The sequence below is a fragment of the Paenibacillus sp. IHB B 3084 genome (genome assembly GCF_001447315.1).
GTDB lineage: Bacteria > Bacillota > Bacilli > Paenibacillales > Paenibacillaceae > Paenibacillus.
This window is the reverse complement of record NZ_CP013203.1, coordinates 1868049-1892453: the sequence shown is the minus strand read 5'-3', so window position 1 is coordinate 1892453 and position 24405 is coordinate 1868049. Positions and strand designations below refer to the sequence as shown.

General features: G+C 46.0%; 24 protein-coding genes and 2 pseudogenes. 16 read left to right on the top strand and 10 right to left on the bottom strand.

Annotated features, from left to right (window positions below; all coding sequences use genetic code 11):
• Positions 1-98: 98 nt before the first annotated feature.
• A complete protein-coding gene (locus tag ASL14_RS08860) occupies positions 99-1745 on the bottom strand; it encodes an MFS transporter (protein WP_223264263.1) in 1647 nt (548 codons plus the stop codon).
• A 236-nt stretch (positions 1746-1981) separates the two neighbouring features.
• Between ASL14_RS08860 and ASL14_RS08850 the strand changes: the two genes are divergently transcribed.
• A complete protein-coding gene (locus ASL14_RS08850; protein WP_134911296.1) occupies positions 1982-2449 on the top strand; it encodes an Lrp/AsnC family transcriptional regulator in 468 nt (155 codons plus the stop codon).
• A gap of 144 nt (positions 2450-2593) precedes the next feature.
• Positions 2594-3954 (top strand): IS1182 family transposase gene (locus tag ASL14_RS08845; RefSeq protein ID WP_134911295.1). Its coding sequence is split into 2 segments (ribosomal slippage): positions 2594-3161 and positions 3161-3954, totalling 1362 coding nucleotides; the frame shifts between segments, so codons are not numbered across the junction.
• A gap of 135 nt (positions 3955-4089) precedes the next feature.
• Here the strand turns inward: ASL14_RS08845 and ASL14_RS08840 are convergent.
• Both ASL14_RS08840 and ASL14_RS08835 read right to left on the bottom strand, forming a co-directional pair.
• On the bottom strand, positions 4090-4479 hold the full coding sequence (locus tag ASL14_RS08840; RefSeq protein ID WP_134911294.1) for a winged helix-turn-helix transcriptional regulator: 390 nt from the start codon (positions 4477-4479) through the stop codon (positions 4090-4092).
• A gap of 155 nt (positions 4480-4634) precedes the next feature.
• Positions 4635-5978 (bottom strand): glycoside hydrolase family 30 protein, encoded by a 1344-nt coding sequence (locus tag ASL14_RS08835; protein WP_134911293.1) that lies wholly within the window; start codon positions 5976-5978, stop codon positions 4635-4637.
• A gap of 195 nt (positions 5979-6173) precedes the next feature.
• Between ASL14_RS08835 and ASL14_RS08830 the strand changes: the two are divergent.
• The 6 genes and pseudogenes from ASL14_RS08830 (at position 6174) to ASL14_RS08805 (ending at position 11234) form a co-directional block, all read left to right on the top strand.
• Positions 6174-6853: pseudogene (locus ASL14_RS08830) on the top strand (response regulator transcription factor).
• Positions 6850-8617: pseudogene (locus tag ASL14_RS29260) on the top strand (sensor histidine kinase). The pseudogenes ASL14_RS08830 and ASL14_RS29260 overlap by 4 nt, the downstream one beginning before the upstream one ends.
• A gap of 24 nt (positions 8618-8641) precedes the next feature.
• Positions 8642-9166, top strand: coding sequence for a CDP-diacylglycerol--serine O-phosphatidyltransferase (pssA, locus tag ASL14_RS08820; RefSeq protein ID WP_044645397.1), 525 nt, complete (start codon positions 8642-8644; stop codon positions 9164-9166).
• A gap of 6 nt (positions 9167-9172) precedes the next feature.
• Complete coding sequence (locus tag ASL14_RS08815; RefSeq protein WP_134911292.1) at positions 9173-9667, top strand: DedA family protein; 495 nt, start codon at positions 9173-9175, stop codon at positions 9665-9667.
• Between the two features lie 86 nt (positions 9668-9753).
• A complete protein-coding gene (psiE, locus tag ASL14_RS08810) occupies positions 9754-10170 on the top strand; it encodes a phosphate-starvation-inducible protein PsiE (protein WP_134911291.1) in 417 nt (138 codons plus the stop codon).
• A gap of 56 nt (positions 10171-10226) precedes the next feature.
• Positions 10227-11234 (top strand): AI-2E family transporter, encoded by a 1008-nt coding sequence (locus ASL14_RS08805; RefSeq protein WP_134911290.1) that lies wholly within the window; start codon positions 10227-10229, stop codon positions 11232-11234.
• Between the two features lie 121 nt (positions 11235-11355).
• On the opposite strand, the gene ASL14_RS27945 is transcribed toward ASL14_RS08805, so the two are convergent.
• Together ASL14_RS27945 and ASL14_RS29255 are read right to left on the bottom strand one after the other, a co-directional pair.
• Positions 11356-11517, bottom strand: a complete 162-nt coding sequence (locus ASL14_RS27945) for a VOC family protein (RefSeq protein ID WP_223264260.1) — start codon at positions 11515-11517, stop codon at positions 11356-11358.
• Positions 11496-11600, bottom strand: a complete 105-nt coding sequence (locus tag ASL14_RS29255; RefSeq protein WP_335338617.1) for a hypothetical protein — start codon at positions 11598-11600, stop codon at positions 11496-11498. The genes ASL14_RS27945 and ASL14_RS29255 overlap by 22 nt, the downstream gene beginning before the upstream one ends.
• A gap of 112 nt (positions 11601-11712) precedes the next feature.
• Between ASL14_RS29255 and ASL14_RS08795 the strand changes: the two genes are divergently transcribed.
• On the top strand, positions 11713-12279 hold the full coding sequence (locus ASL14_RS08795; RefSeq protein ID WP_134911289.1) for an NADPH-dependent FMN reductase: 567 nt from the start codon (positions 11713-11715) through the stop codon (positions 12277-12279).
• Between the two features lie 102 nt (positions 12280-12381).
• Here ASL14_RS08795 and ASL14_RS08790 read toward each other — a convergent pair whose 3' ends face one another.
• The 3 genes from ASL14_RS08790 to ASL14_RS08780 all read right to left on the bottom strand — a co-directional run bounded on the left by ASL14_RS08790 (position 12382) and on the right by ASL14_RS08780 (position 15444).
• Positions 12382-13305, bottom strand: a complete 924-nt coding sequence (locus ASL14_RS08790; protein WP_134911288.1) for a ketopantoate reductase family protein — start codon at positions 13303-13305, stop codon at positions 12382-12384.
• On the bottom strand, positions 13305-14177 hold the full coding sequence (gene panB, locus ASL14_RS08785) for a 3-methyl-2-oxobutanoate hydroxymethyltransferase (RefSeq protein ID WP_134914479.1): 873 nt from the start codon (positions 14175-14177) through the stop codon (positions 13305-13307). The genes ASL14_RS08790 and panB overlap by 1 nt, the downstream gene beginning before the upstream one ends.
• A gap of 385 nt (positions 14178-14562) precedes the next feature.
• Entirely contained in the window at positions 14563-15444 is an 882-nt protein-coding gene (locus tag ASL14_RS08780; protein ID WP_134911287.1) for a metal-dependent hydrolase, read from the bottom strand.
• Between the two features lie 142 nt (positions 15445-15586).
• On the opposite strand from ASL14_RS08780, the gene ASL14_RS08775 reads away from it, so the two are divergent.
• The 3 genes from ASL14_RS08775 to ASL14_RS08765 all read left to right on the top strand — a co-directional run bounded on the left by ASL14_RS08775 (position 15587) and on the right by ASL14_RS08765 (position 17745).
• Entirely contained in the window at positions 15587-15958 is a 372-nt protein-coding gene (locus ASL14_RS08775) for an MmcQ/YjbR family DNA-binding protein (protein ID WP_134911286.1), read from the top strand.
• 170 nt (positions 15959-16128) lie between these two features.
• Positions 16129-16755: a nitroreductase family protein gene (locus ASL14_RS08770; RefSeq protein ID WP_134911285.1), complete on the top strand. Its 627-nt coding sequence runs from the start codon at positions 16129-16131 to the stop codon at positions 16753-16755.
• Between the two features lie 39 nt (positions 16756-16794).
• The gene (locus ASL14_RS08765; protein ID WP_134911284.1) at positions 16795-17745 is read left to right on the top strand and encodes a ring-cleaving dioxygenase; all 951 of its coding nucleotides are present in this window, start codon (positions 16795-16797) and stop codon (positions 17743-17745) included.
• 93 nt (positions 17746-17838) lie between these two features.
• On the opposite strand, the gene ASL14_RS08760 is transcribed toward ASL14_RS08765, so the two are convergent.
• Positions 17839-18294: a MarR family winged helix-turn-helix transcriptional regulator gene (locus ASL14_RS08760; RefSeq protein WP_134911283.1), complete on the bottom strand. Its 456-nt coding sequence runs from the start codon at positions 18292-18294 to the stop codon at positions 17839-17841.
• 511 nt (positions 18295-18805) lie between these two features.
• Entirely contained in the window at positions 18806-22168 is a 3363-nt protein-coding gene (locus tag ASL14_RS08755) for a DEAD/DEAH box helicase (protein ID WP_134911282.1), read from the bottom strand.
• Between the two features lie 246 nt (positions 22169-22414).
• On the opposite strand from ASL14_RS08755, the gene ASL14_RS08750 reads away from it, so the two are divergent.
• From ASL14_RS08750 to ASL14_RS08735, 4 genes are all read left to right on the top strand, one after another.
• Positions 22415-22819, top strand: coding sequence for a hypothetical protein (locus ASL14_RS08750; protein ID WP_223264259.1), 405 nt, complete (start codon positions 22415-22417; stop codon positions 22817-22819).
• 226 nt (positions 22820-23045) lie between these two features.
• Positions 23046-23186 (top strand): hypothetical protein, encoded by a 141-nt coding sequence (locus ASL14_RS27940; RefSeq protein WP_223264258.1) that lies wholly within the window; start codon positions 23046-23048, stop codon positions 23184-23186.
• Between the two features lie 295 nt (positions 23187-23481).
• The gene (locus ASL14_RS08740) at positions 23482-23775 is read left to right on the top strand and encodes a hypothetical protein (protein ID WP_134911281.1); all 294 of its coding nucleotides are present in this window, start codon (positions 23482-23484) and stop codon (positions 23773-23775) included.
• Positions 23776-24096: 321 nt separating this feature from the next.
• Complete coding sequence (locus ASL14_RS08735) at positions 24097-24372, top strand: hypothetical protein (protein ID WP_134911280.1); 276 nt, start codon at positions 24097-24099, stop codon at positions 24370-24372.
• The last annotated feature ends 33 nt before the right edge of the window (positions 24373-24405 follow it).

Here is a 24405-nt window from a genome sequence, read left to right as displayed (position 1 = left end):
AAAGCGGATACTTGCATCCGTTTCTTTTATTATCTTGCCGATAGTCCTTTATATTGAAAAAAAGAGAACCCCGGATATCCTTATCCCGGGGATTGTCTTTATGCTCTCTTAGGTCCAAAAATCATAAAACTGATCGCGGCTAGAACCCAGACACCAATACCGCCGTAGAGCATTATCAAGCCAAAGCCGTGCACAAGCGCTGCATGGACGACGGCTCCAGACGCATCCAGAGAGGAGAGTTCTGGCAAACTCTGCTTGAGAGATACAGTATTTCCGGCGGCTATTTTTTCGGCTACAGACCGCAATTGCACTGCATTGAGAGTCCCGGAAAGGGTACCCTTCAAATAAGACAGAATACCTTCCTGCAAGATGAATCCCATCGCAGCAATGTTGATGGCTAGAGTGATCAATCTGGCACTCATATCTATACCAGAAGCCATGCCTGCACGAGCACTCGGAACAGAGCCGGTGGTCGTGTTGGTCACAGGCGTGTTGGTTAAGCCAAGTCCAATACCAGCCAACAAGGAGCCAGGGAGCATGGTCAACCAACTGGCGTGATCGCTGCCGCTGCCATATTTCATCAAAATGAAGCCCATACCGAGGATGAACAGACCTGATGGAATGACTATGCGCGGCTGATAGCGGAGCGAAAAATGCTCTGCCAGAGGCGGAATTACCAAGGTAGGCAGCGCATAAGCCAAGAGAGACAGCCCGGCGGCTACGATGCCGTAACCCAGGCCACTCTGGAAATAGATTGGTAGATAGATCATGAACGGCCAAAAACTGAAGTTCATGCCGATAGAGCCAAGGAGAGCGCCGGAGAAATTACGTATCTTGAATACGGAAAAGTCAAACATCGGATGGGCGCTGAGCTTTTCCGCAAATAGAAAAACAATGAGACTTACTGCTACTGCAACAAGGATGCTGATGGATGCTCTGCTGGTAAAGCCGAGTTCCGGCCCTTGCGTGATAAAGTATGCAAGGCCAAAAACTGTCAACGAAAGCGTGATAATGCCGATAATGTCCAGCTTTTTCACCTGCGGGTCTCTGGACTCCTCTATGCCACCGAAAACAAGAATCAAAGTGAGGATGGTTAACGGAACGTGGACCAGGAAAACCCAATGCCAGTTCAACACGGCCACGATCATGCCGCCGATGATAGGTCCAAAACCGAGGCCGATACCGAACACGATCCCCCATATGCCAAAGGCTTTGCTGCGTTCTTGTCCTTCCTGAAACCGATGTGAAAGAATTGCTATCTGGCAAATCTGCATCGCACCAGCACCCACCCCTTGGAGAAACCGACTGATGATCAGAACCGATGTGCTTTGCGCCAAGCCACAAATCAAGGATGTAATACCGAACAAGACGAGGCTGATAATAAAAATACGCCTCCTTCCATACCGGTCAGCCAGCGTTCCAACAGCCATCAGAACTGTGGCACATGCAATGGTGTAAGCGTTCATAATCCATTGCATATCCTTAAGATCGCCATGCAATACTTTTTCCAGAGTTGGCAGTATCACTGGCACACTGGAAATTTCGAGGCCGAACATCAATGCGGACAAACATATAGCGGCCAATGCAATTATATTTTTGCGGGAGAAGGGTAGGCTCACTGAGAGGCCCCCCAGACTTTTGTTCACGGTCTGGACATCCGGCAGCGCAACTATAATATTGCGCCTCATTAAGCGCAACTCGTACAACAACACCAACCAGTCTTTTTCCGTCAATTGTACGATCAATAGCCTCTTCAATATGTACTTCTAAATCTGCTACTGTTCCTACCTTATTTAAAATGTATTTGCTCAAGGGCAAGCCATCCTCTCTATCTTTTCATGTTTCGTCTTATCGATGTGAGTTTTATTATATAATCTAAATCATTCATTTTACATAAGGCAATCAATCCATTATGATGATTATACAAAGCAATTAAATGAATTTCTCATAAAAACGTTAAATTTAAAGGAGAGCATTCAAAGTGGATCATGTAGACAAACAAATCCTCTTTTATCTTCAAAGTCAGGCAAGAATTTCAATGACGGAGCTAGGGAAATGCGTGGGTTTGTCCCAACCTGCTGTAACAGAACGAGTTAAACGAATGGAAGAAAAGGGGGTTATCAAGGAGTATCGCACTATCATCTCTCCTGAAAAAATAGGAAAGGATACGGCAGCCTATATATTGTTTCGGACTAGAGATTGCAATGCATTTCTTGATTTTGTCCATACATCTCCACATGTTGCCGAGTGCCACCGTATAAGCGGAGATCACAGTTATTTATTAAAAGTAGTGACCAACTCGACGCGCACCCTAGAAGAGTTTAGCAACCAGTGCGATAAGTATGGAACCTACACGAGCCTGATTGTCATGTCGTCACCGATTGATCATAGACTTCTCATTCATTCTCTGGAAGAAGCAAGTGGAGCTGCTCATTCAGAAAAAGATTAAGGATGAAAAAAAGACACCCTCGGGGGTGTCTTCAGGCTGTCGAGAAAGTCTCGACAGCTGTTTTTATGTTAATTTTATTTAAGACGACACCGCGTTAATGTTGTATAATATAGGTAACTATTGTATAGAACGGACGGTGTTGGTATGCTGCGATCTCATCGAGACAAACAACAATCCTTTGAATTGGTTTCCCTGGAAGAACTGGTGCCCCAAGATCATTTGCTTCGCAAAGTGGATACATATATAGACTTCTCCTTTATTCATGAGAAGGTAAGCCCGCTGTATTGTGCGGACAACGGGCGTCCTGCCATTGATCCTACCGTATTGTTTAAAATGATCTTTCTCGGTTATTTCTATGGCATTCGCTCAGAACGGCAACTTGAGCGTGAAATTCAGACGAACCTAGCTTATCGTTGGTTTCTGGGGCTGGGCTTAACCGATAAAGTTCCAGACCATACGACGATTAGCTGGAATCGCCGTACACGCTTTAAAGACACCACCATCTTTCAAGATATCTTCGATGAAATTGTGCTGCAGGCGATCTCTCACCGAATGGTGGGCGGGCGTGTTCTCATGACCGATTCCACCCACCTCAAGGCCAACGCCAATAAACATCAGTACACCAAAGAGCAAGTATTACAGAATACCAAAAACTATATGGACGAGCTTAACGAAGCGGTGAAGGAGGACCGGAGAAACCACGGAAAAAAGCGTTAAAATCTCGAGAGGAAGTGAACGAAGAAAAAGAAATAAAAGTGAGCAAAACCGACCCGGACAGTGGCTATATGATCCGTGATGGCAAGCCCGAAGGCTTCTTCTATCTGGATCACCGAACGGTGGATATGAAGTACAATCTCATTACCGATGTGCACGTGACACCGGGGAATGTACATGATTCCGTCCCCTATTTGTCCCGTTTGGACCGCCAAAGAGAACGTTTTGGTTTTCAAGTAGAAGCCGTGGCGCTAGACTCCGGTTATTTAACGACGCCGATTTGTCGAGGTTTACAAAACCGAAAGATTTTTGCCGTGATTGCTCACCGAAGATTCCATCCCAGACAAGGACTGTTTCCGAAATGGAAGTTTGAATACGATGCCAAACGTAATGTGTATAGATGCCCGGCCCAGCAAGAACTGCCCTACCGAACGACAGACCGTAAGGGATATCGGCAGTATGCCTCTGACCCAGCACAGTGCCAGCATTGCCCGCTGCTGGGCCAGTGCACCCAGTCTCGAAACCACCACAAAGTGGTGACTCGGCATGTCTGGGAAGACAGCAAAGAGTGGGTACGGAGCAACCGGCTGAGCCCATCCGGTAAAAAGCTGTACCGCAAACGAAAAGAGACGATTGAGCGAAGCTTCGCGGATGCCAAAGAGCTCCATGGGTTTCGCTATTGCCGTTTGCGCGGTCTTCCAAACGTCAGGGAACAAGCCCTTATGACGGCAGCCGTGCAGAACATGAAGAAGATAGCGATCCACCTGGATCGCCTGGAGAAACAGGGGTAACCCCCCTGTTTCTCCAGAGACCAGAGCACTATGATGTAAAAAAAAGAAACCCACGTCTCAAAATGACGGGGTTTCTCGACAATCTGAAGACACCCTCGGGGGTGTCTTCATCATGAAAATATATAGTTAAGCTGATTAAACGGGCGTTACGTCCTGAACCGCTTCTTCTTCTTTCCAAATCACATTCTCACGATAGTTTGATCCCCAATCGTACATCGCTCTCAGTACCGGAATCAGGCTTTCGCCATGCTCGGTCAGTGAGTATTCCACATGCGGAGGAACGACAGGATAGACCTTACGAAGAATGAGTTGATCCTCCTCCAGCTCGCGCAGTTGGTTGGTCAGCATTTTTTGCGTAATGTGGGGGATCAGCTTTTTCAGTTCACCGAACCGCTTGGTGCCTTCCATGCCGAGATGCCATAAAATAATCAGCTTCCATTTCCCGCCGATGACGGCGAGGGTCAATTCCTTATCACAATTAATCAGCTTCAAATCAATCCGGTCTTTTACAGTAGTGATGTTCATCGACCTCCTGTCCGTAGTTACTCCAAGTATACTATTTATGGCTACTATACGCAAAAGGGGATACATTCATTTTGGAAACTAACCATACTTTTGGATACGGATGGACCGGACAGTGACACGTGATGCTGCACGAACAGTTGAGAAGCCTGCGACGGTTAAAAAGGAATGACGATGGTGTTAAATGATTCCGGCTCCAGCTCGAAATGATGCGTAGCCTCTCCAGCGGACAGATTCAGCACACGGGATTCGTGGAACGGATTGGCAATGACCACTATCGTTTGTCCGTCAGCATTGCGGAAAGCAACGGCATTTCCCGTCCATGATCCACGGAGTCCAATGCGTCTCGCACCCGGCAATACAAAATGAGAAAAGTGCTTCATCACGTAATATTCCGGGTTCAGGGTACGCTTACGATCCGCCGGATCAACGGTGATCATCGAATTTTGCTCCCATCCCCATGTGCTCTTGCCTTTCGGCTCCAAAACCATGTTCCAGTAAATATAAGCATTCACGCCATTGGTGAAGTAGTGCTGGTACAGGTTATATACATATTTGGCGTAGTCCCACGAATTTTCTCCGTTCCCGCATTCATTTTCTGTCTGCATATAACGAAGCTCAGGGTAGCTGGCTACGGTGCGTTGGATAGCATTTTTGCCTGCCCACTGATAGCCCACGCCTTTAATATATTTGTAGGCCTCCGGGTCACTCAGTACGGTATGGGCATATTCATCGAATCCGGTCGAAGTCTTCTTCATTAATTCTTCCCACGGATCAGGGGCGTTAATGGTACCCAGCCAAATTTCCGTATCTAGTCCGTGTTCCTCGAAGGCAGGGCCTAAATAGTCGCGAATAAATTCTCGAAGCTGTTCACCAGTCCATACACAGGAAGGAAATTTTTGATCGGCAATGACTTCATTTTGAACATGGACCTGATGAATCGTAATGCCTGCCTCACGGTAAGCCTGCACAAATTTGACGAAGTATAATGCATACGCTTTCAAAATATCCTTTTCCCAGCGCAATGTGCCGTAATTGTAAGCCTTGGGCGATTTCATCCATGTCGGCGGGCTCCAGGGTGAAGCGAACAGCTTCAAGTCCGGGTTAAGTTGTAACGCTTCCCGAATGAAAGGAATGAGATACTGCTGATCACGCTCAATGGAAAAGTGCTTCATCTCCACGTCGCCATCCGTTTCATTATGACTGTACCATTCCAGCGCGTAGTCACTGGCTCCAATAGGGAGTCGGCAAATCGTGAATTTGTGTTCGCCCTCCGGGTGGAAGAGAGAATGAAGCACCTGCTCCCGTTCGTCCCTCTCCAAATGGTTCAAGGCTACATAGCCCAGTTCATTAAAACAGCCGCCAAAGCCTTCGACAAGCTGATACGTTTCCCTCGTAATGGTCAGGTTGACAGGCTCTTGGGTTTCGCTAGGATGATGAGATCGGGATTGCCAAGCTTTAGCTTTGGAAGTGGAAAACCACTGAATGGTCTGATTGCTCATATATTACCCTCCTGTTAACGCTTTTTGTATCTCTTCTTATTATAGGGTAGGATCATAAGAGATGAGATGGTCTGAGCCAAGACAAATTTGCCCTAATCCAAGGTAGATTCTGCTGATAAGAGGTGCCAAGAACACATAAAGAACACATGTCTTTGGTATGCTGATGTCCTAGAATGACCGAAAGAGGGAAGTCGATTGAATAAAAGGGTTCTTCTCGTGGAGGATGAAATACGTATCCGTGAAGTCATTGCGGATTATTTTAAGCAGAATAATTGGGAAGTCTATGAAGCAGGCAATGGAAAAGATGCGCTAAGCTGGTTTGATTCGGTGCAGCCCGACCTGATCATACTCGATATTATGATGCCGGAGCTGGATGGTTGGGAGGTATGCCGTGAGGTTCGCAGCCGTTCCGGTGTGCCGATCATTTTGCTGACCGCCAAATCTGGTGATGATGATAAAATATTGGGCTTTGAGCTGGGAGCAGATGACTACGTTACCAAGCCTTTTAGCCCCAAGGTGCTGATCGCCCGCGCGAACGCGCTGATGAAACGGGTGGAGGGCCATGTGCTGCCTGAGTCGCATGTCCTGCGGTTCGGCACGGCCATTCTCAATACGATGGCTCATCGGCTTGAGGTGGATCAGGCGGAAGTCGAGCTGACGCCCAAGGAGTATGAGCTGCTGCGGCTGCTTATACATAACAAAGGTATGGTCATTTCACGGGATGCGATACTTAGCCGGGTGTGGGGATCGACTTTGAAGGAGACACGAGGGTCGTGGATACGCATATCAAAAAGCTGAGAAGCAAGCTGGGCCGTGAATCACGCCATATCCGAACTGTTTTTGGAACAGGCTACAGGTTTGAGGAGGAAGAATGAACAAACGGGGAGTTACCTTTAAGTTGTTCATTATGACCGTTGTATTTTTTCTTTGTTTTTACGGCATGGTGATTTTGTGCCAACTGCTATTTTTTGAAAATTTTTATCAGCAACAGAAGATCGGGCGTGTGGAAAGCCGTTTGCAAAGCTTCGGTCAAAGCTATGTCAAGGAAGCCTGGGGCTCCGATAGGGTTTCACGAGAAGCAGCCCGTTTTATGTTTCAGAATAAGAACCAGTTGGCGATTGTCACGCTGGACGGCAAAGTAAAGCTGGATGACCCGTTCCATATCAATCTCCGAAAAGCAGACGGGCAGATCGTTAAAATATCGCTGTCTCTGTTTATGAGTCAATTTGGAGATGAACTGAGGGCAGCCCGGATTCAGTCGGGCGACTCATTAACCGTTGAAGGTGAAGTGTTGGAAACCGACGGCATCTCTTCTGCCAATTTAATTTATCCGACAGGCATTCAGAAGCCTGGCTCCAAACATATAGGAACGACCTCGGAAGAGTCGAGCACAGAGGGTAGTGTAAGGTTGTCCGGTACGGTGACAGAAATTGCGCTGCCGGATCTGAAAACCTGGAGCCAGCGGCAAGGATTGCTGTTTAGTGCTTTGGAGGAATGGTTTCCTTTGTCGCAGACCCATTTAGAGAAGCTCAAGAATTTTGAAGTGCTGGAGGAAGAGTGGAAGGAGCCTTGGACGGGTGTGCGTAATGCGGTCATTGTCCATCCTGTGCGACAAAGCACCGGAGAGATCGACCTGCTGTTCACAGTGACATCGTTGCAGGAAATCAGCGAGACGAATGAAGCTCTGCGCTGGTTCTATCTGTACCTGGGCATCGGGGTTTTGCACTGATTCTTATTTTGTCCTTGTTCTATTCCCGAATGGTGACCCGTCCGCTCATTGCCTTGAACAAGACCGCCAAGCGGATGGCAAAGCTCGATTTTACAGCCCATACACCGATTCGGCAAAATGATGAGCTGGGCAGCCTGTCCTACAGCATGTATACCTTGTCCCAGAACCTGGACACCGCTTTGCGCGAGCTTCAGGAGGCTAACCAGCAACTGGTTGAGGATATGGAGCAGAAACAGAGGATGGAGGCTGTGCAGCAGGACTTTTTTGCCAACGCCTCTCATGAGCTGAAGACCCCGCTTAGTATTGTTAAAGGCTTCGCCGAAGGGTTACAGGATGGCGTTAGTGCCGGGAAGCAGGACCACTATATCAAGGTGATTGTGGAGGAAGCGGACAAAATGGAGCGGCTGGTCAAGGATATGCTGGATCTCGCCAAGTTGGAATCCGGCACCCTCAAGCTTCGCAAAACGACTTTTATACTGAGCGAGTTGGTGGAGGAAGTCGTGGACAAGCTGTTCCATCTGCTAAAGGAAAAGCATCTGGAAGCGGTCATTATCCCTGCTAATGAGCTGCCGATTCACGCCGATGCCGGATGGCTGGAGCAGGTGATTTTTAACTTCGTCATGAATGCCATAAGGCATGCTGAGGAAGGAAGCTCGATTACGATCCGTATCGAAGGCTCCGGGGAAATCAATACCTTTTCCATTCAAAATAAAGGAGAAACGATTCCCGACGATCAACTGGAGCAAATTTGGGAACGGTTTTACCGGGCCGAGCTTTCACGCAGCCGTCAGACAGGGGAACGGGACTGGGACTGTCGATCGTCAAACGGATTTTGGATTTGCACGATTTTCGCTATATGGCGGAGAATACCAGGGATGGCGTTCGTTTTGTCGTCATATTTGGAGGTTAAGCTATGGCAAAGGAGTCAAGCAGTATGAAATGGAATTGGTTGCCTTCACTATGCACGATGGCAAATCTGGGGGCAGGGGTACTATCCCTGTTTTACACGATTCATGAACAATATACGACCGCTTTTATTCTGATTATGGTGGCTGCTTTGTGGGATGTGCTAGACGGTTTGCTGGCAAGGCTGCTGCATTGCTCCAGTGATTTTGGCAAGCAGCTCGATTCGCTGGCGGATGTGGTCTCATTTGGCGTTGCCCCTGCTTTCTTGACCTTGTTCTACCAACTGGGAGGTACACATTGGATGGGGCCGCTTGTGGCTGTTTTGTTTGTGATATGCGGTGCAGTGAGGCTGGCAAGATTCAACTTGATGGCTTTTAGTACAGGCTTCGTAGGTATGCCAATTACGGCTGCGGGTGTTATTTTGTCCTTTATGTTTTTATGGAGTGAGCATTTGCGACCCGAATTATTGCTTGGGCTCATGGTAGTGCTGTCTTTCCTGATGATTAGCCGTATTCCGTTCCCGTCCTTCAAAAAAAAACCGATCAGGAGGTAGCACCCTATGGAATGGGCTATGAGCATGATTACACATTACGGGTACATTGCTATTTTTGCACTTCTTGCTCTCGGGATTATCGGCCTTCCAGTTCCTGATGAAATTATTATGGTCTTTGTCGGCTATCTGTCCTCTATTATGGTACTGAATTATTCAATGTCTGTACTGGTCAGCTTTATGGGGGCCATGACAGGTATGATGATCAGCTACACGCTCGGCAAAAAGCTGGGACAGCCTTTGGTGGATAAGCACGGCAAGTGGGTCGGGCTGACACCGAAGCGGTTTGCAAGGGTGAAGGGGTGGTTTGCACGCTTCGGGCTGTGGACCATTCTGGTCGGTTATTTCATTCCGGGCGTCAGGCATGCGACAAGTTACTTGTCTGGAATAAGCGCAATGCCTGTTCGAAAATATATGCTGGTGGCAAGCACAGGCTCACTCGTATGGACCCTCGTTTTTATTTCGATTGGTTATATTACCGGAGCAAATATACACTTTCAATAAGGTTACACCAAAAGTAATGTAGCATTTTTCATGTATTCCGCCGATAATATAATAAAGAAACTGTACAACCAGTGAGGGGATCTATAGTGAACGGTTTTATGAAGCATATTGAAAAATTACCTAGTTTTCTGCAAATGATCTTGAATATCTCGTTGTTTTTGGTCGGACTGATTTTAAGCTTCTTGCTGCTGAGAGAAACATGGTCCATCTTTTCCTATGTTTTTTTGTCTACAGAGTCGGATAAGAATTACTATGAATTCACTGAGGAACTGCTTGTATTTTTCTTGTATTTTGAGTTCATTGCATTAATTGTTAAGTACTTTAAAACCAATCTCCATTTTCCCTTGCGTTATTTTATCTATATCGGTATCACGGCCGTCATCAGGCTCATTATTGTAGATCACGATGATGCCAAGAACACATTTTGGTGGTCCATTGCCATCCTGGTCATGGTAGGTTCTCTATTGATCGCTAACAGTAAATTGTTAAAAAGAGAAAGCTGATCGTTAGGACAGATTACAAGGTTGACAGTCAAGTGGGAAAGAGGGAATAAAGACGAATGGTAAGAAACTGGATGAATCATGCGGGCGTCAGGCGGGTAGCCGTCCTTGCGATAATCGTTTTGCTGTTGTTTATGTTAAGAAGCATGATGAATATTATGTTGTTAACACTGCTGCTTACGATCTTGATTGGTAGCATATATAACGGAGTGAATAAGCTGGTCAAGCGGTTCGTCAATGTGCCGTCAATGGTCGTGCTGCTACTGGTGTATGGGCTGCTAATCCTGATTATGGTGTGGGGCGTTTACCGAATGGTGCCGCTAATCAGCATACAGGTCAAGCAGGTGTATCTTATGATTCAGCAAGCGTATTTGCACCCTAATCTTAATCAATGGAATGAAACGATCATTGAGTTTATGGATACGTTGAATGTCCAGCGGCTATTTGAGCCGGGCTTGAATGCAGTGATGAAGGTCAGTCAATTGGGAACACAACTGCTGGTCTCGATTATTTTGAGCTTATTCTTCCTGATGGAAAAATCCTATATTACACGCTTTACAGCAACGTTTGTGGATAGCAAGCTGGGTTGGTTTTTCAAGGAAGTGGGCCATTTTGGTCGTATGTTCCTGGGCACGTTCGGGAAGGTGCTGGAGGCTCAACTGCTGATTTCACTGATTAACTGTATCTTGACCACGATAGCGCTCTGGATTATGGGCTTTCCTAATCTGCTGGGTCTTGCGCTCATCATATTCGTGCTGGGATTGGTACCGGTGGCAGGTGTGTTTATCTCGCTGGCGCCGCTCGGTCTGATTGCTTTCAGTGTCGGCGGCATTCAATATGTCATTTATCTGGTTATTCTGATTGTGGTGATACATGCCATTGAAGCCTATTTCCTGAATCCGAAGCTGATGTCTTCCAAAACCAATTTACCGATCTTCTTTACCTTTGTCGTATTGATTTTCTCTGAACATCTGATTGGAATTTGGGGCTTGATTGTAGGTATTCCGCTGTTTGTTTTCTTCCTCGATCTAATTGGGGTAAAACGCAAGCAAGAGAAGGATACTTAACTCAGCGCCACAGATTCCGGCCTTGTATATAAGGCCATTGGTTTATCACAAATGCCTGCGAAACCGCAGGCATTTTTTTATTACCCTTTTATGCATAGGAAGGATCGCTGACGCTGCATTATCATGCAGGAGGTGTCCAACGGTACGTTTCGCTTTCTTGGGGATAATGAATACCGTCAGGGTAGCTAATCAGTTCAATGATCGTTCCCCAGGGTGATCTTCCATATACAAACTGGTTACGTGCTCCTGCTTCAATTCCGGTTAGCGCATGTGGAGGGGACAAGAGTGTTCCTCCGGCTTGTTGAGGGCATCATAGCAGATGTCGGCCCCGAAGGCGTCCTGTAAAAAGGTCGTTGCCTGTTCCACGTCAGGTACCGTGATTCCAATATGGTCGATTCCGCGTTCTCACCTACTTTTTAATTCTCTTGTTAGCTAGTACACTGAATATGCAAGATTAGATCAAGTTAAAAGAAATGAGATGATACGGATGGAACAGAAAATTAAGGTATTGGCTATATCGGGTAGCCTTCGTCAAAAGTCCTCCAATACAGCGCTTATGAAGGCTACTATAGGGCTGGCTTCTGAAAATATGATGTTCACAGTCTATGATGGATTGGGGGATCTTCCGCATTTTAACCCTGACTTGGATGTAGATGAGGGGCCAGCTTCCGTAAGAGAGCTACGGGAACAATTGAAACAAGTGGATGGAGTGCTGATCTGTACACCGGAATATGGGAATGGTGTGCCGGGTGCTTTGAAAAATGCTTTGGATTGGCTCGTATCTTCAGGTGAGTTTGTAAATAAACCTACAGCGGTCATTAGTGCATCACCGTCTCCTATGGGCGGCAATCTGGCGCATGCCTCGCTGCTGCTCACATTGCAAATGATCAATGCAGAGATTGTGGAGAATGGAAAGGTCATTATTCCGCATATCACCTTGAAGCTAAATCAGGAAGGTGAAATTACAAACGCTGAAACTAGGCAGGAGCTAGAAGCATTACTTCAAGGGCTTGAGCAAGCTTGCTTAAGCACAGGAACTCTTTAGATTTTTAAAGTTTAATAAAGGAAAAGCAGCGGCAGTCTAAGATTTCATTTTCACCTTCGAAGCTGCCGCTGCCCCCTTTTAGATGACTTTAAAGTTTGAATTTTAGACGGTGACTAATAAGCTCTCATATACCTTTAATCGGGCATATACCGTTTCGAGTATGGGATAAACAGTATTACTGGCAGAAGCCAATGCAAGAAGTGAACCATGCAGGTGACTGGCTTCAATCGGAAGCTTTTTATACATATCACGTTGCATGGATGACATCATCTCTGGTTGTAAGGACTCCATCGTTTTCAGTGTATGAGCTTCCATCTCTGAATCAATCGGCATCCCTGCGTTGCGAGCAAGTGTGACAATCTCATGCAACAACTTTTCGTATATGGCACGTGACTCTGCCGTGGCAAGTATAGTCCCAACCGGGGCATCCATCAGTGTTGTAATTCCACTCAAGCTGGCAATAAATATATATTTCTGCCAAACTTCACGCTGGATATCCTGACTTCGTGCCACTGTGAAGCCTGCATGATCGAGATGATTCAGCAGCAGTTGTGTACGCTCTGATTGCACTCCGTTCCATTCACCGAAGACGATACGGTGGAACGGACTTGTCTGAACAACAGAACCATCATGATCCAGCGTAGTTTCAATATAACAAAGTCCGCCCAGCACTTTTTCAGAACCGAATTGCTTGCGCAAAAAGTCAAAATGTTCGTAACCATTAAGTAACGGAAGAATCATGGTATGATCACCGACATAAGGCTCAAGATCGAATTGCAATTGGGAAAGATGATACGCTTTGACCGAAATGATAATACAGTCGAACGGATCGGCAGCTTCACCATTTGTAATAGCACGGATTGGCGTCTGAAAATTCCCATGAACACTTTTAACAATTAGACCGTTCTCTTTCAACTGAGATTTTTTGGAAGGACGTACGAAGAAGGTCACGTCTTCTCCTTTTTGAACAAGAAGTCCCCCGAAATAGCCTCCAATCGCCCCTGCACCTACAATCAGAAATCGCATTATAGGGTCCCTGCCTTTCCTTTTGCATTCCCGTATAGTCCTTCTACTACGTTCTCATCTGCCTTAAAAACATGCTCCTCGCCCGGAAAAGAACGATTCTTCACATCTTCGACGTATTGCCCGACGCTGTTGCGAATCAAAGTACCTATATCTGAATAGGTTTTTACGAACTTTTTCTCTCGGTAAGGAGCTGAGTATTGCAGCATGTCATGATACACCAAAACCTGGCCATCACAGTATCTCCCCGCACCGATGCCAATGACCGGAATAGATACCTCTCGGGTAATGCTCTTCGCCACTTCCTCTGTCACCAGCTCCAATACGATGGCAAAAGCTCCCGCTTGCTCCAGGGCCCGGGCATCATTTAAAAGGCGCTCAGCGGCCTGTGAGTTTTTACCTTGAATGAAGTATCCGCCGATTTGATGCACAGACTGTGGTGTAAGTCCGATATGCCCCAGCAGTGGGACGCCGGATTGAACAATTCGCTTCACGGTGTCGCAAATTTCCATCCCCCCTTCTAGTTTCACGGCATGGGCATGTCCCTCTTGCATGAGCCTGCGCACATTAGTAAGGGCTTCTTCACTACTCCCGTGGTACGTCATAAATGGCATATCCGCGACAATAAAAGTATGTTCCGCACCGCGCACGACAGACCGTGTATGATAGACCATATCGTCCATAGTGACGGGCAGTGTGGAGTTATAATTAGATAACACATTACCTACGGAATCACCGACAAGGATGATATCGATCCCGGCTTCCTCAGCCAAACGAGCAGATGGATAGTCATACGCCGTAATCATACTTATAGGTAAACCTTCTCGTTTCATTTTCTTCAATTGCAAAATATTAAGTGCTTTCGAGGTTGCCATGGTTGCATTCAAATCCTTTCCTACCTTTATTTTAGATCACAAAAAAAACCTTTCAGCATATGGCTGAAAAGGTCCGAAAGGCAAAAAAAGAGTCAATTTGCGACCGTTCTTTTGTCTCGGTCCTTGCGGATCAGAGCAAAATCCAACGAGTTCACCTCCATAGGCTCACACATCTACATATTTGAATTACACTAACTAGAGTACCATTCGAATGTATCGATACAGCCTCTCACGGAAGTATACCAAAATATAGGGCTGTTGCATAACATTCTCTACTATATGAACAAAACAAGCCCCTCCAACTTCCTATTCGGAAGTGAAAGGGCTGTCAGCTTGGCAGATACACTAAATGAAATATCGCTAAATCTTTAGGACGTGTATGAGGTCACGGACGGTCGATAGATTCATATAGAAAGGATTGACCCTCCCGATAGAAACGCGGGTCATATACGCCCAGACGCTGTCCGTCGTCTACTACAACCACGAAGGGCGACCATTGCACAAGCGTTTGCGCCTTCGGATTGCCAGCAAACAGCGAATCTAGATTGGCCTCATCCTTGGATGGCAGCATTGCCACCGTGTGAAAGCCTGTCCAGAGGGAGCCTTTGCTCAAGGTGACCACGGAGTCCTTTTTGCTAATTACCGTAAACACACCGGGTACAAAATCGGCAGATAGCGCTGCCTGCTCATAAGGTGCTTGTGTCTTTTGCTGGTGCAGAATCAGCATACCTTGGGCAGTCTGGACGGCGAAATGCAGCGCCATCAGCACCCAGACGATCCGGTAGACAGCCATTGAGGATATCCGGGCAGAACGCCGGAAGCGGACATAGAGGAATCCCGCCAGCATCAACGCCCATAGAACAAGGTCCACAATCGGAATCGTTCCGAAGGTCACTCTCATCTGCGAGAAAGGCTCAAAATACCCTGTGCCCCAAGCGTTAAACAGGTCGCTCGTATCGTGAATGAACACAGCTAGCAGGGCTATTCCAAACCACCGCCAGCCGGATTGTCGGAAGAGCAAGCGCACCAGCAAGGCAATACATGCCGCCCATACGGGAACGAGGAACAGCGAATGGGTAAGACCCCTGTGCCACATCTGGTATCGCCCCGACACATCCCACAACGTAGAAATCACATCTATATCAGGGATTTGCGAGCCAATAACAGTAGTGAATAGCAGTGCGCCCTTTTGCTTGCGCGTCATGTCCGGCTTCTTGACTGCGCCGTATAAGGCCAAGCCGAACAATGTATGTGTAATGGTATCCATAATGACTCTCCTTTTGGCACAGATACCCTAATTGTAGCATGGACGTGGTGTATTTGAAGAGTGCGGAGGTGATATAATTAGGATCAAATACGACTTTAATAAGATTCATAGGATGATGACTAGAGCAGAGGAGAGAAGGCTAATGTACGAGCAAATTGTAACGTATGGTCTAAGCAAAAAAGAAGCGATAGAGGATTACCCTTTTGGTCCTGAGCCACTGGTGCTGAAGGTGGGAGGCAAAGTATTTGCTCTTCTGAGGCAAGCGAACGGTATTTGCCAAGTATCTCTGAAATGTGATCCGGTTATTGCGGAAAACCTGCGTGAGCAAAACAAGGCGATTAAGCCAGGCTATCATTTGAATAAAAAGCATTGGAACACGGTAACGGTTGATCCTACCTTCCCATTAGAGGATTTATATAGCATGATTGACCATTCATATGAGCTAGTGTTCAAAAGCTTGACCAAAGCGCAGCGTGAAGCGATTACGATGAGAATACGGGCAGCTGATCTGTGAAAGGTGTGTTTGACGATGATTCTATGTAAAATCCTTCTCATACGCGCTACAGGGTTAAGTACATATTTACTAACATTTTTTATAGTTTTACTTGACAGAAAGGTTTTGAAGATATATTCTTAATTTAAAGATAATTCATTTGAGAATAATATTGAGGAGTGGAACTGAACATGAGCGAACTGGTGAATATTATTCAAGAGAGAAGATCAGCTTCTAAATTTATCCCTGATGTTACAATAGATGCAAAAGAACTGGAAGAGATATTCCAGCTGGTGAAGTTTGCTCCATCGGCTTTTAATTTACAGCATGCACGCTATATTGTGGTACAGGATTCGGATACGAAACAAAGACTGCATGATGAGGCAAGTAAACAGTATAAAATATTAACGGCTTCGGCGACCATTGTGGTACTGGGGGATACAGAGGCATATACGAAAGTAGCTGACCTTAATGAGGGATTTCTGAACCTGGGCGTCCTGAGTAAGCAGGAGTATGACAGCACGGTGGAATCGGTAACCCAGTTTTATCGCGAGCGGGGACCTGTTTTCCAAAGAGAAGAAGCGATCCGCAATGCCAGCCTGTCTGCCATGCAGTTCATGTTGATTGCTAAGGACAAAGGATGGGACACTTGTCCGATGATCGGTTTTGACCCGGAGAAGGTACGGGAAGTATTGAATATTCCAGAAAATTTCGTGCCAGTTATGCTGATTACTTTGGGTAAAGAAGATGTATCTGGTCAGCGGGCGCGGGGATACCGCAAGCCGGTTGGACAATTTGTCAGCTACAACGGATTTTGAAATTTATAATATATGAGACTATCCAAAGGAGTGATTGAGATGTCATTGAAAACCGCAGGAATTCACCATATCACGTCCTTTGCAGCAGACCCGCAGGGTAATGTAGATTTTTACGCAGGCGTGCTTGGGTTGAGATTGATTAAAAAGACGATTAATTTTGATGCTCCTGAAGTATATCATCTGTATTTTGGTAATGAAGAAGGCAGCCCGGGAACGATCATTACCTTTTTTCCGGCTCCGGGTACACGCAAGGGCAAGCTCGGAGGCGGGCAGGTAGGAATTACAACGTATGTAGTGCCGCCGGGTACTCTGGATTATTGGGAAAATCGCCTGCACAGCTTGAAGGTATCCTTCACAAAATCAGCTCGTTTCGGCGAATCATTTATTCAGTTTCAGGATAATGAAGGCTTGCGTCTTGAGCTGGTGGAGCGGGAAGAAGGCCCGGCCAACACGTGGACGGCAGGCGGCGTGCCAGCGGATAAAGCGATCAAGGGCTTCGGCGGCGCAGTGCTGTTCAGTGCTAATTCCAAGCATACGCAAGGCGTGCTGGAGAACATTCTGGGAATGACTCCCATCGGAGAAGATGCAGATGCAGGCTACATCCGCTATCAGGCGACTGGAGATTTGGGCAACCTGATCGACATTCCAGTAAAAGATGTGCCGTGGGGTAACGGCGGCGCGGGTACAGTTCACCATATCGCCTGGCGTGCGCAGGATGATGCAGAACATCAGGTGTGGAACGAAACGGTTCGCCAGCATGGATTTGGGACAAGCGGCATTGTGGATCGGCAATACTTCAATGCTGTATACTTCCGGGAGCAAGGTGGTATTTTGTTCGAGATTGCGACCGATCCACCCGGCTTTACCGTGGATGAGGAGCTGAACGAATTGGGGCACAAGCTGATGCTGCCAGAGTGGTTTGAGCCTCAGCGTTCCGTGATTGAGTCTAATCTGGTTCCCATTGAAGTTAGAGTATTGAAGCAGGATTAACAAAAGGTCCAATTGCGGGGTGCTTCTACCGCAATTGGACCTTTTGTTTTAGATTTTTTCAGTGGCATCTTGCTTTATGACATCTGTATGGGGTTATCCCTCAATGTAGGTTTTGTTCAGCCTTACTAACAGCTCCCCGAATTTTTCCTGTTCCTCATCTGTCCAGCTCTCCAGCATTTCGCAATACCGGGCTACTCTCATTTTCTTGTCTTTCAGCAACAGTTTCTTACCCAGCTCCGAGATTTCAAACAGGCTGACGCGCCCGTCCGAAGGGTCGGATAGACGGCGAATCAGTCCCTTGGTTTCCAATGCGGCCGTTTGCCTGCTGACGGTAGAAATATCGAGCAGAAACATATTTGCGAGCGTTTTTACACGAGTGGGGCCATACTCCATGAGCTGCCTCAATAGCAGATACGTGGCGCGCTCCAAAGTGCCGATTTTGTGCTCAGACTGATCAATATATACTGCGCGGCGTATAAATGTTGTTAACTCATACTCAATAAGCTCCACTGCTTTATTCCTGTGAGAATCATGAAGAGGATGGTTCATTATAAGTTCCTCCTTAATGTGGTGGTTCATCAGATTATTGGAATAGTTATAATTTTAAATAAATGATTGATATGAAATTTTATAGTTGTACAATACAAATAAATATGGTTGCATCGAACAAGTAATTATGGATTATCTAAATTCTTATATAAATAAGGGTTTTTGGAGAGCTTCAACAACAAGAACATTTACGAATCCACATTGTTAATGTACAGCATCATTCAAATTAATCCACTATACTCAACTATGCAAGGTCCGTGGAATGTACCATTTCACGGGCTCTGGTTATGGTTTGAACATTGAAAAATATCCCCAGTCATTTCAGGTTGGAGGGATTGTGAAGAAAGAGGGACGGTCATTACTGATCGGGTGGTTTGTCTGATCACAAAAAATAACCTGCACAGCCGCGTGAGCCACACGGCGATGTGCAGGTAAGAAACATGAGAACATAGAATTCTTTCAGCGTCAGGCGGTATGATCCAGAAGTCTCTTCTATGAAAAATGACGCAGCCTAGATCATTAACAGTTCACGAATCTCCAGCTCAGTCAGTGCCGAAAGGGTTTCTTGTCCCGGTTGGATGACCTGATCGATGAGATTTTTCTTTTTTTGCTGTAATTCATACATCTTGTCCTCTACCGTACCTTGCGCGACGAGACGAATCACCTGCACGACTTTTTTCTGGCCCATCCGGTGTGCGCGATTGGCAGCCTGTTCCTCTACAGCTGGATTCCACCACAGATCATACAAAATGACGGTATCTGCTCCGGTGAGATTCAGGCCGGTTCCTCCTGCTTTCAGAGATATCAGGAACAGATCGCGTTCTCCTTCATTAAAACGGCTGCACAGCTCCACGCGTTCCAAAGCAGGAGTCTGCCCGTCTAGATAAAAGTAGGGCACTCCTTCCTGAGCAAGCTCACGTCCGATCATTTGAAGCATCGTCGTGAATTGTGAAAAGATGAGCATCCGCTTGCCCGAGCTAAGGCATTCCGTAACGATCTCAAGCAACTGCTCAAACTTGGCTGAGCTTCCGGTGTAGCCCTCAATGAACAAGCCCGGATGACAACAGAGCTGGCGAAGCCGGGTCAGACCCGCAAGGATCTTGATCCTGTTTTTCTGGAAGCCTTCCTCATTCAGATGCTTTAATGTCTCATGCTGGAGCTTGGCCAGATAGGCCGTATACAGCTTCTTCTGATCCGGCAGGAGCCGCGATACCTGAACGGATTCGATTTTTTCCGGCAGCTCCTTCAGGACGTCGCTCTTGAGGCGGCGCAGCAGAAACGGTCGTACCCGCTTGGCGATCACATCCCGGGTGAGATTGTGAAATGCTCTTTTGCCACCGGGAAATAGCTCGGGAAATACAACATCGAAGATGGACCATAGCTCTTCCAGTGTGTTTTCCACCGGCGTTCCAGTAAGGGCAAAACGATAACGGGCTTTTACATCCTTCACGCTCTGTGCTGTTTGGGTGGCATGGTTCTTGAATGCCTGCGCCTCGTCCAGAATCAGCGTGTGGAACGATAGCTTGCCGTACAAGTCCGTATCCCGACGCAGCAGAGGATAGGAGGTGATGATGACATCATACCGGGCTGCGTCCCTGATGATCCGACTGCGTTCATCCGTGTTACCGTCTGCAATAGCGACGCGGATATGGGGTGCAAACTTCTCAAGCTCATTCCGCCAATTGTACACCAGTGACGCAGGGGACACGATCATGGCTGGAAGCTGCTGATTGCGGATTTCCGGCAGCACAGAGACGAGGAAGGCGATACTTTGCAGTGTTTTGCCCAGTCCCATATCATCTGCCAAAATGCCCCCGAAACGGTAATGCGCCAGCGTCTTGAGCCATTGAAAGCCGTAGACCTGATAATCTCTCAGGATCGGAGCGAGTGTATCGGGTACTGGAAAGTCGAGATGATCGGGATTACGAATATTCTCCAGCAGTTGGCGAAACGTTTTGCCCAGCGTCAGATTCTTCCCTTGATCATGGGGATCTATTAAATACAGTCCTTGCGTAACGGGTATGCGAATTTGTGCGGCATCCAGGTCGCTTTTGCGAATTCCCGTTTCGTTCATGAACCGGATCAGTTCCTTGTATTCCTCTGTTTCCAGCGGCAGCAAAGCACCATTCGGCAAGCGGTGATATCTTCGCTTTTCCTCCAATGATTTTAGCAGCAGGCGGATTTCGGATTCCGGAATGCCTTCGATATCAAATTTAAATTCAAGCCAATCGGTACGTTCGTCTAGCTCTACTCGTACCTTCGGGGTGGGCAGGGTGTTGTTTACTTTCGATTTAACAGCACCCGTGGCATACACCTCTACCAGCTTTTCCAGCTGTGGCACCGTATGATATAGAAAATCATATTCCGCATCCTCATCTTCCATAACATATCCACTGTCTGTCTTGGCGAAGGAGCTATGCTCCATCAGATCCAAAATTTGTTGTTCCTGCTCTCCATCCCGTATCAGAATACGCTCGTTGTCAGGCTTCCGCTCGTCGGTTTCCAGTGGGTTCACGATGATTTCCCCGTATTGGAATTCCAGTCCTGCCAGCAGCTTGTCTCTTACACGATCCAGATATAGCTTCGCCTTCAATGGCTGCTGTGTGACCCGCTCAGAGACAGACCGTGTCATATGGACACGTCCAAGCTTCGTCAACCCGGGGACAACCTTGTCCATAAAAGACTCCATCTGTTCCGGTGCAATCTGAATTTTCCGCTTGTGGTGGACTTCCACCATCCGTTTTAGCTCGGACAGACGTCGCAGCGGATCATCCTTCTGCTTTACGAGCTTGCCATTGGCAATGACGATGCCGTAGTCCTCCATAATGGTTAGATCAGCCAGTCCCTGAATGCTTAGCTGGTAGCCTTCGGTTTCAGCCTCGGCCTTGTCGAATTCAAATTGCAGCGGCAGCATGTTGCCTGACTGAGGAATACCCTCGGTTGTGTTTCCATGAATCTCAAACTGGACGCCCTGTGCTGCTGCCAGCAAGGGGAGCAGCTTTTCCCAGGCCGCAGGTGGAATGAGCAGCATCCGTTCTCCACTCATGTGGCTGCCAGAGGATGAATATGTGCCCGAGGTTTCCCGGATCATCCGCTCATTGCGGCGAACTTGAACCAACTGCTGGAGAATGGCATCATGTTCAAGCCGAAATCGGTATAACTGAGGCTCGTATGAAAAGTTTCTCGTAAACATGTAGCTGTCGCCATGATCAATGCTGTCGAGAAATGAACGGATTTTCTGGACAATATACAACCGTTTGGGTCCGGCTTTCATCTCTATGCCAAACATGTACTTCTGATAACCGTAGGCAAAGGGCCGAATCACAAACTGAAAATCCAGAACAGCGCGAGTATCCAGCAGGGTAGGGGTGCTGCGTAGCGGCTTCTTGCTGCTGAATAACTTTAGCATACTGTCGGTCAGTTGGAGGTCACTTTGCGTGATGCCAGAGAAGCGTGCGGTCCGGGCGTGATCATGCTGAGCATCAGTAGCGGTGTAGGTTCCGTCTTTCTCAGTTCCTTTTACTGAATCCGGGGTCATGCCCGAATGGAGTCTGGAAGCATAAGAACGTACAGACAGGCTTTTTCCGTGCAGCATTTCATGGGCGTTAATGAGAACGGCAGCAATATGCTTACAATACTGTCCGGTAGTCTGAAATGTGTTACAGGTGCATTCCGCGCGAATACTGCCGTTGGGGCGGATCATAGCAGCAACGGCATAAAAGCGACTGCCTTTGACCGTGGCCTCATATACACCATCATCATGATCTATTTGCGTAAAGGCCACTCTTTTGGCCCGATAATAGGCATCCCCGTCGTCATAAGCGGCTTGACTGCATAGCTGTCTAATGACCCGCCGGGTAAGTTCAAAGCTCATGGTTCGCAATCCTCTCCTGAGTCATTCCGTTTTCTTTTATGATAACAGAACAGGCGTGATTGTGGACACATCGGATGGTTATTGAAATATATGGATAATATTATGCGAAAAATGAAACTAACAAACTATACGGGTGGAAAAACTTTTCCGATTTATTACTATAGGATGAAATGAGTTCTATGTCTAAAAGCTTATTGAATGAACAGGGGAACTAACGATACAATTTATGGAAAGAGAAAGGGCGTCGTGGATATAGATCAAGATGACTTCGTTGTGGAAAAGGTGATTAAAATTAGCTGTGGCAGATTTGTAAAGGGAATGATGTTGGGGATAGTCCTCATTTTAATACTCGGAGGATGTCAAAAGGTGAATACAGATGAAGATGCTGAACTGATCAGTAAAGCGAAAGCTACGGCAGTTCAGTATTTGAAGGAGAAATACAAGCTGGATGTAGAGATTACCTATGAACATAAATTACCAACGTATGTGGACGATGTAGTCACTTTCAAGGGGAATGTCATTGGCCATAAAGAACAGACATTTGGAATAATGATTGATTATAATAATCAGGAAATTTCTAATGTTGTTATAGAACCTGAATTGGAAAAGGGCTTGTTAAAGAAAGGACATAAACTGAGCTATATAAGTTGAACTTAAAAATTTCTTATCGTGACACTGCGTAGCCGGATGGTGCTTCTTATCACCACCGCTTCACTTGTACAGCATCATTCTGCCTACTTCGCTTTTATACTCATTTTTTGAGTTCGGCTTAAATCGTTGTTATGTACACGAAAGGATGATGAAGATTAGTCACCAATCTATAAAAGGAATACTGGTATTGATAGCCCTCATTTTAGTACTGGTGGGATGCCAAAAGGTGAATAAAAATGAAGATGCTGAACTGATCAGTAAAGCCAAGGCTACGGCAGTTAAGCATATGAAAGACAAATATGGTCTTGATGTAGAAATGAAATTACTGATGCAAAAAAAATGCCAACTTATGTGGTTTATAAAGTGAATTTTAAGGGCAATGTCCTAGGTCGTGAAGAACAGACATTTGGAATCTCCGTAGATTATAAAACTCAAGAAACTTCCAATTTTCTATACAGTCCTGAATTGAAAACTGTTCTTATGGAAAAAGGATATAAACCAAGGGAGTAGCTGATTTTTATTCTTATATCTAAATAGAGTTTTGGATATAAACGAAGACATCTACGTACTGAGAGAGGGTGATCGAGATTAGACAAGTGGGATTTTTGAGGGGAATGAGGTTATGTCTAGTCCTCATTTTAATACTAGTAGGATGTCAAAAAGTGAATACAGATGAAGATGCTGAATTAATTCATAAAGCTAAGGATACGGCTGTCCAGTATTTGAAGGATAAGTATAAATTAAATGTAGAAATCACATATGCAAAAAAGTTTCCAACTTATGTAACAAGTAAGGTCGATATAAATGGTAATGTAATAGGCCATGCGGAAGAGGATTTCACCATTTCTGTGAATTACGAAACTCAAGAAACTTCGGATTTTGCTATAAGTCCCGAATTAGAAAAAGTCCTTATCGAAAATGGAACCTATCCGAATACAAATTCATTAGACAAGTAATTAATAGTTGGAGGCGAATATTATAAGGGCATAACCGAAATTTTATTGAAAAATATGGATAATTTTATTATTGAACTGAAACTATTCAGCTAAGAACGTGGATTTTCTACATCCTTTTGATGCTGTAGACTTAATCATGTCTTAAGCCTAAAGGCGTATTGTTTGTTTCCATAGAGAAAAGGTACAATTCATAAAAGGGATTTTGTGGATATAAGATAGGACGTTGTGCATATGAAAGGAATGATTAGAATCGGCCACCGATATCTAAAAGGAATAATGGTGTTAATAGCTCTAATTTTAATATTAGGAGGATGCCAAAAGGTGAATAAAGATGAAGATGCTGAACTCATTAGTAAAGCGAAGGCTACGGCTGTCCAATATTTGAAGGAGAAATACAAGCTAGACGTAGAAATCACCTATGAACACAAGTTACCAAAGTATGTAGCTTATTCAATAAACTTTAAAGGAAATGTAAAGGGCCAAAAAGAACAGACCTTTGATATTTCAGTAAATTATAAGACACAGGAAACCTCTGATTTTATAATTAGCCCTGAGCTAGAGAAGGTCTTATTAGAGAAAGGATATGAACTGAGCTAGAGTTTGTAACTAATGTATCTTGTTTTAAGATGC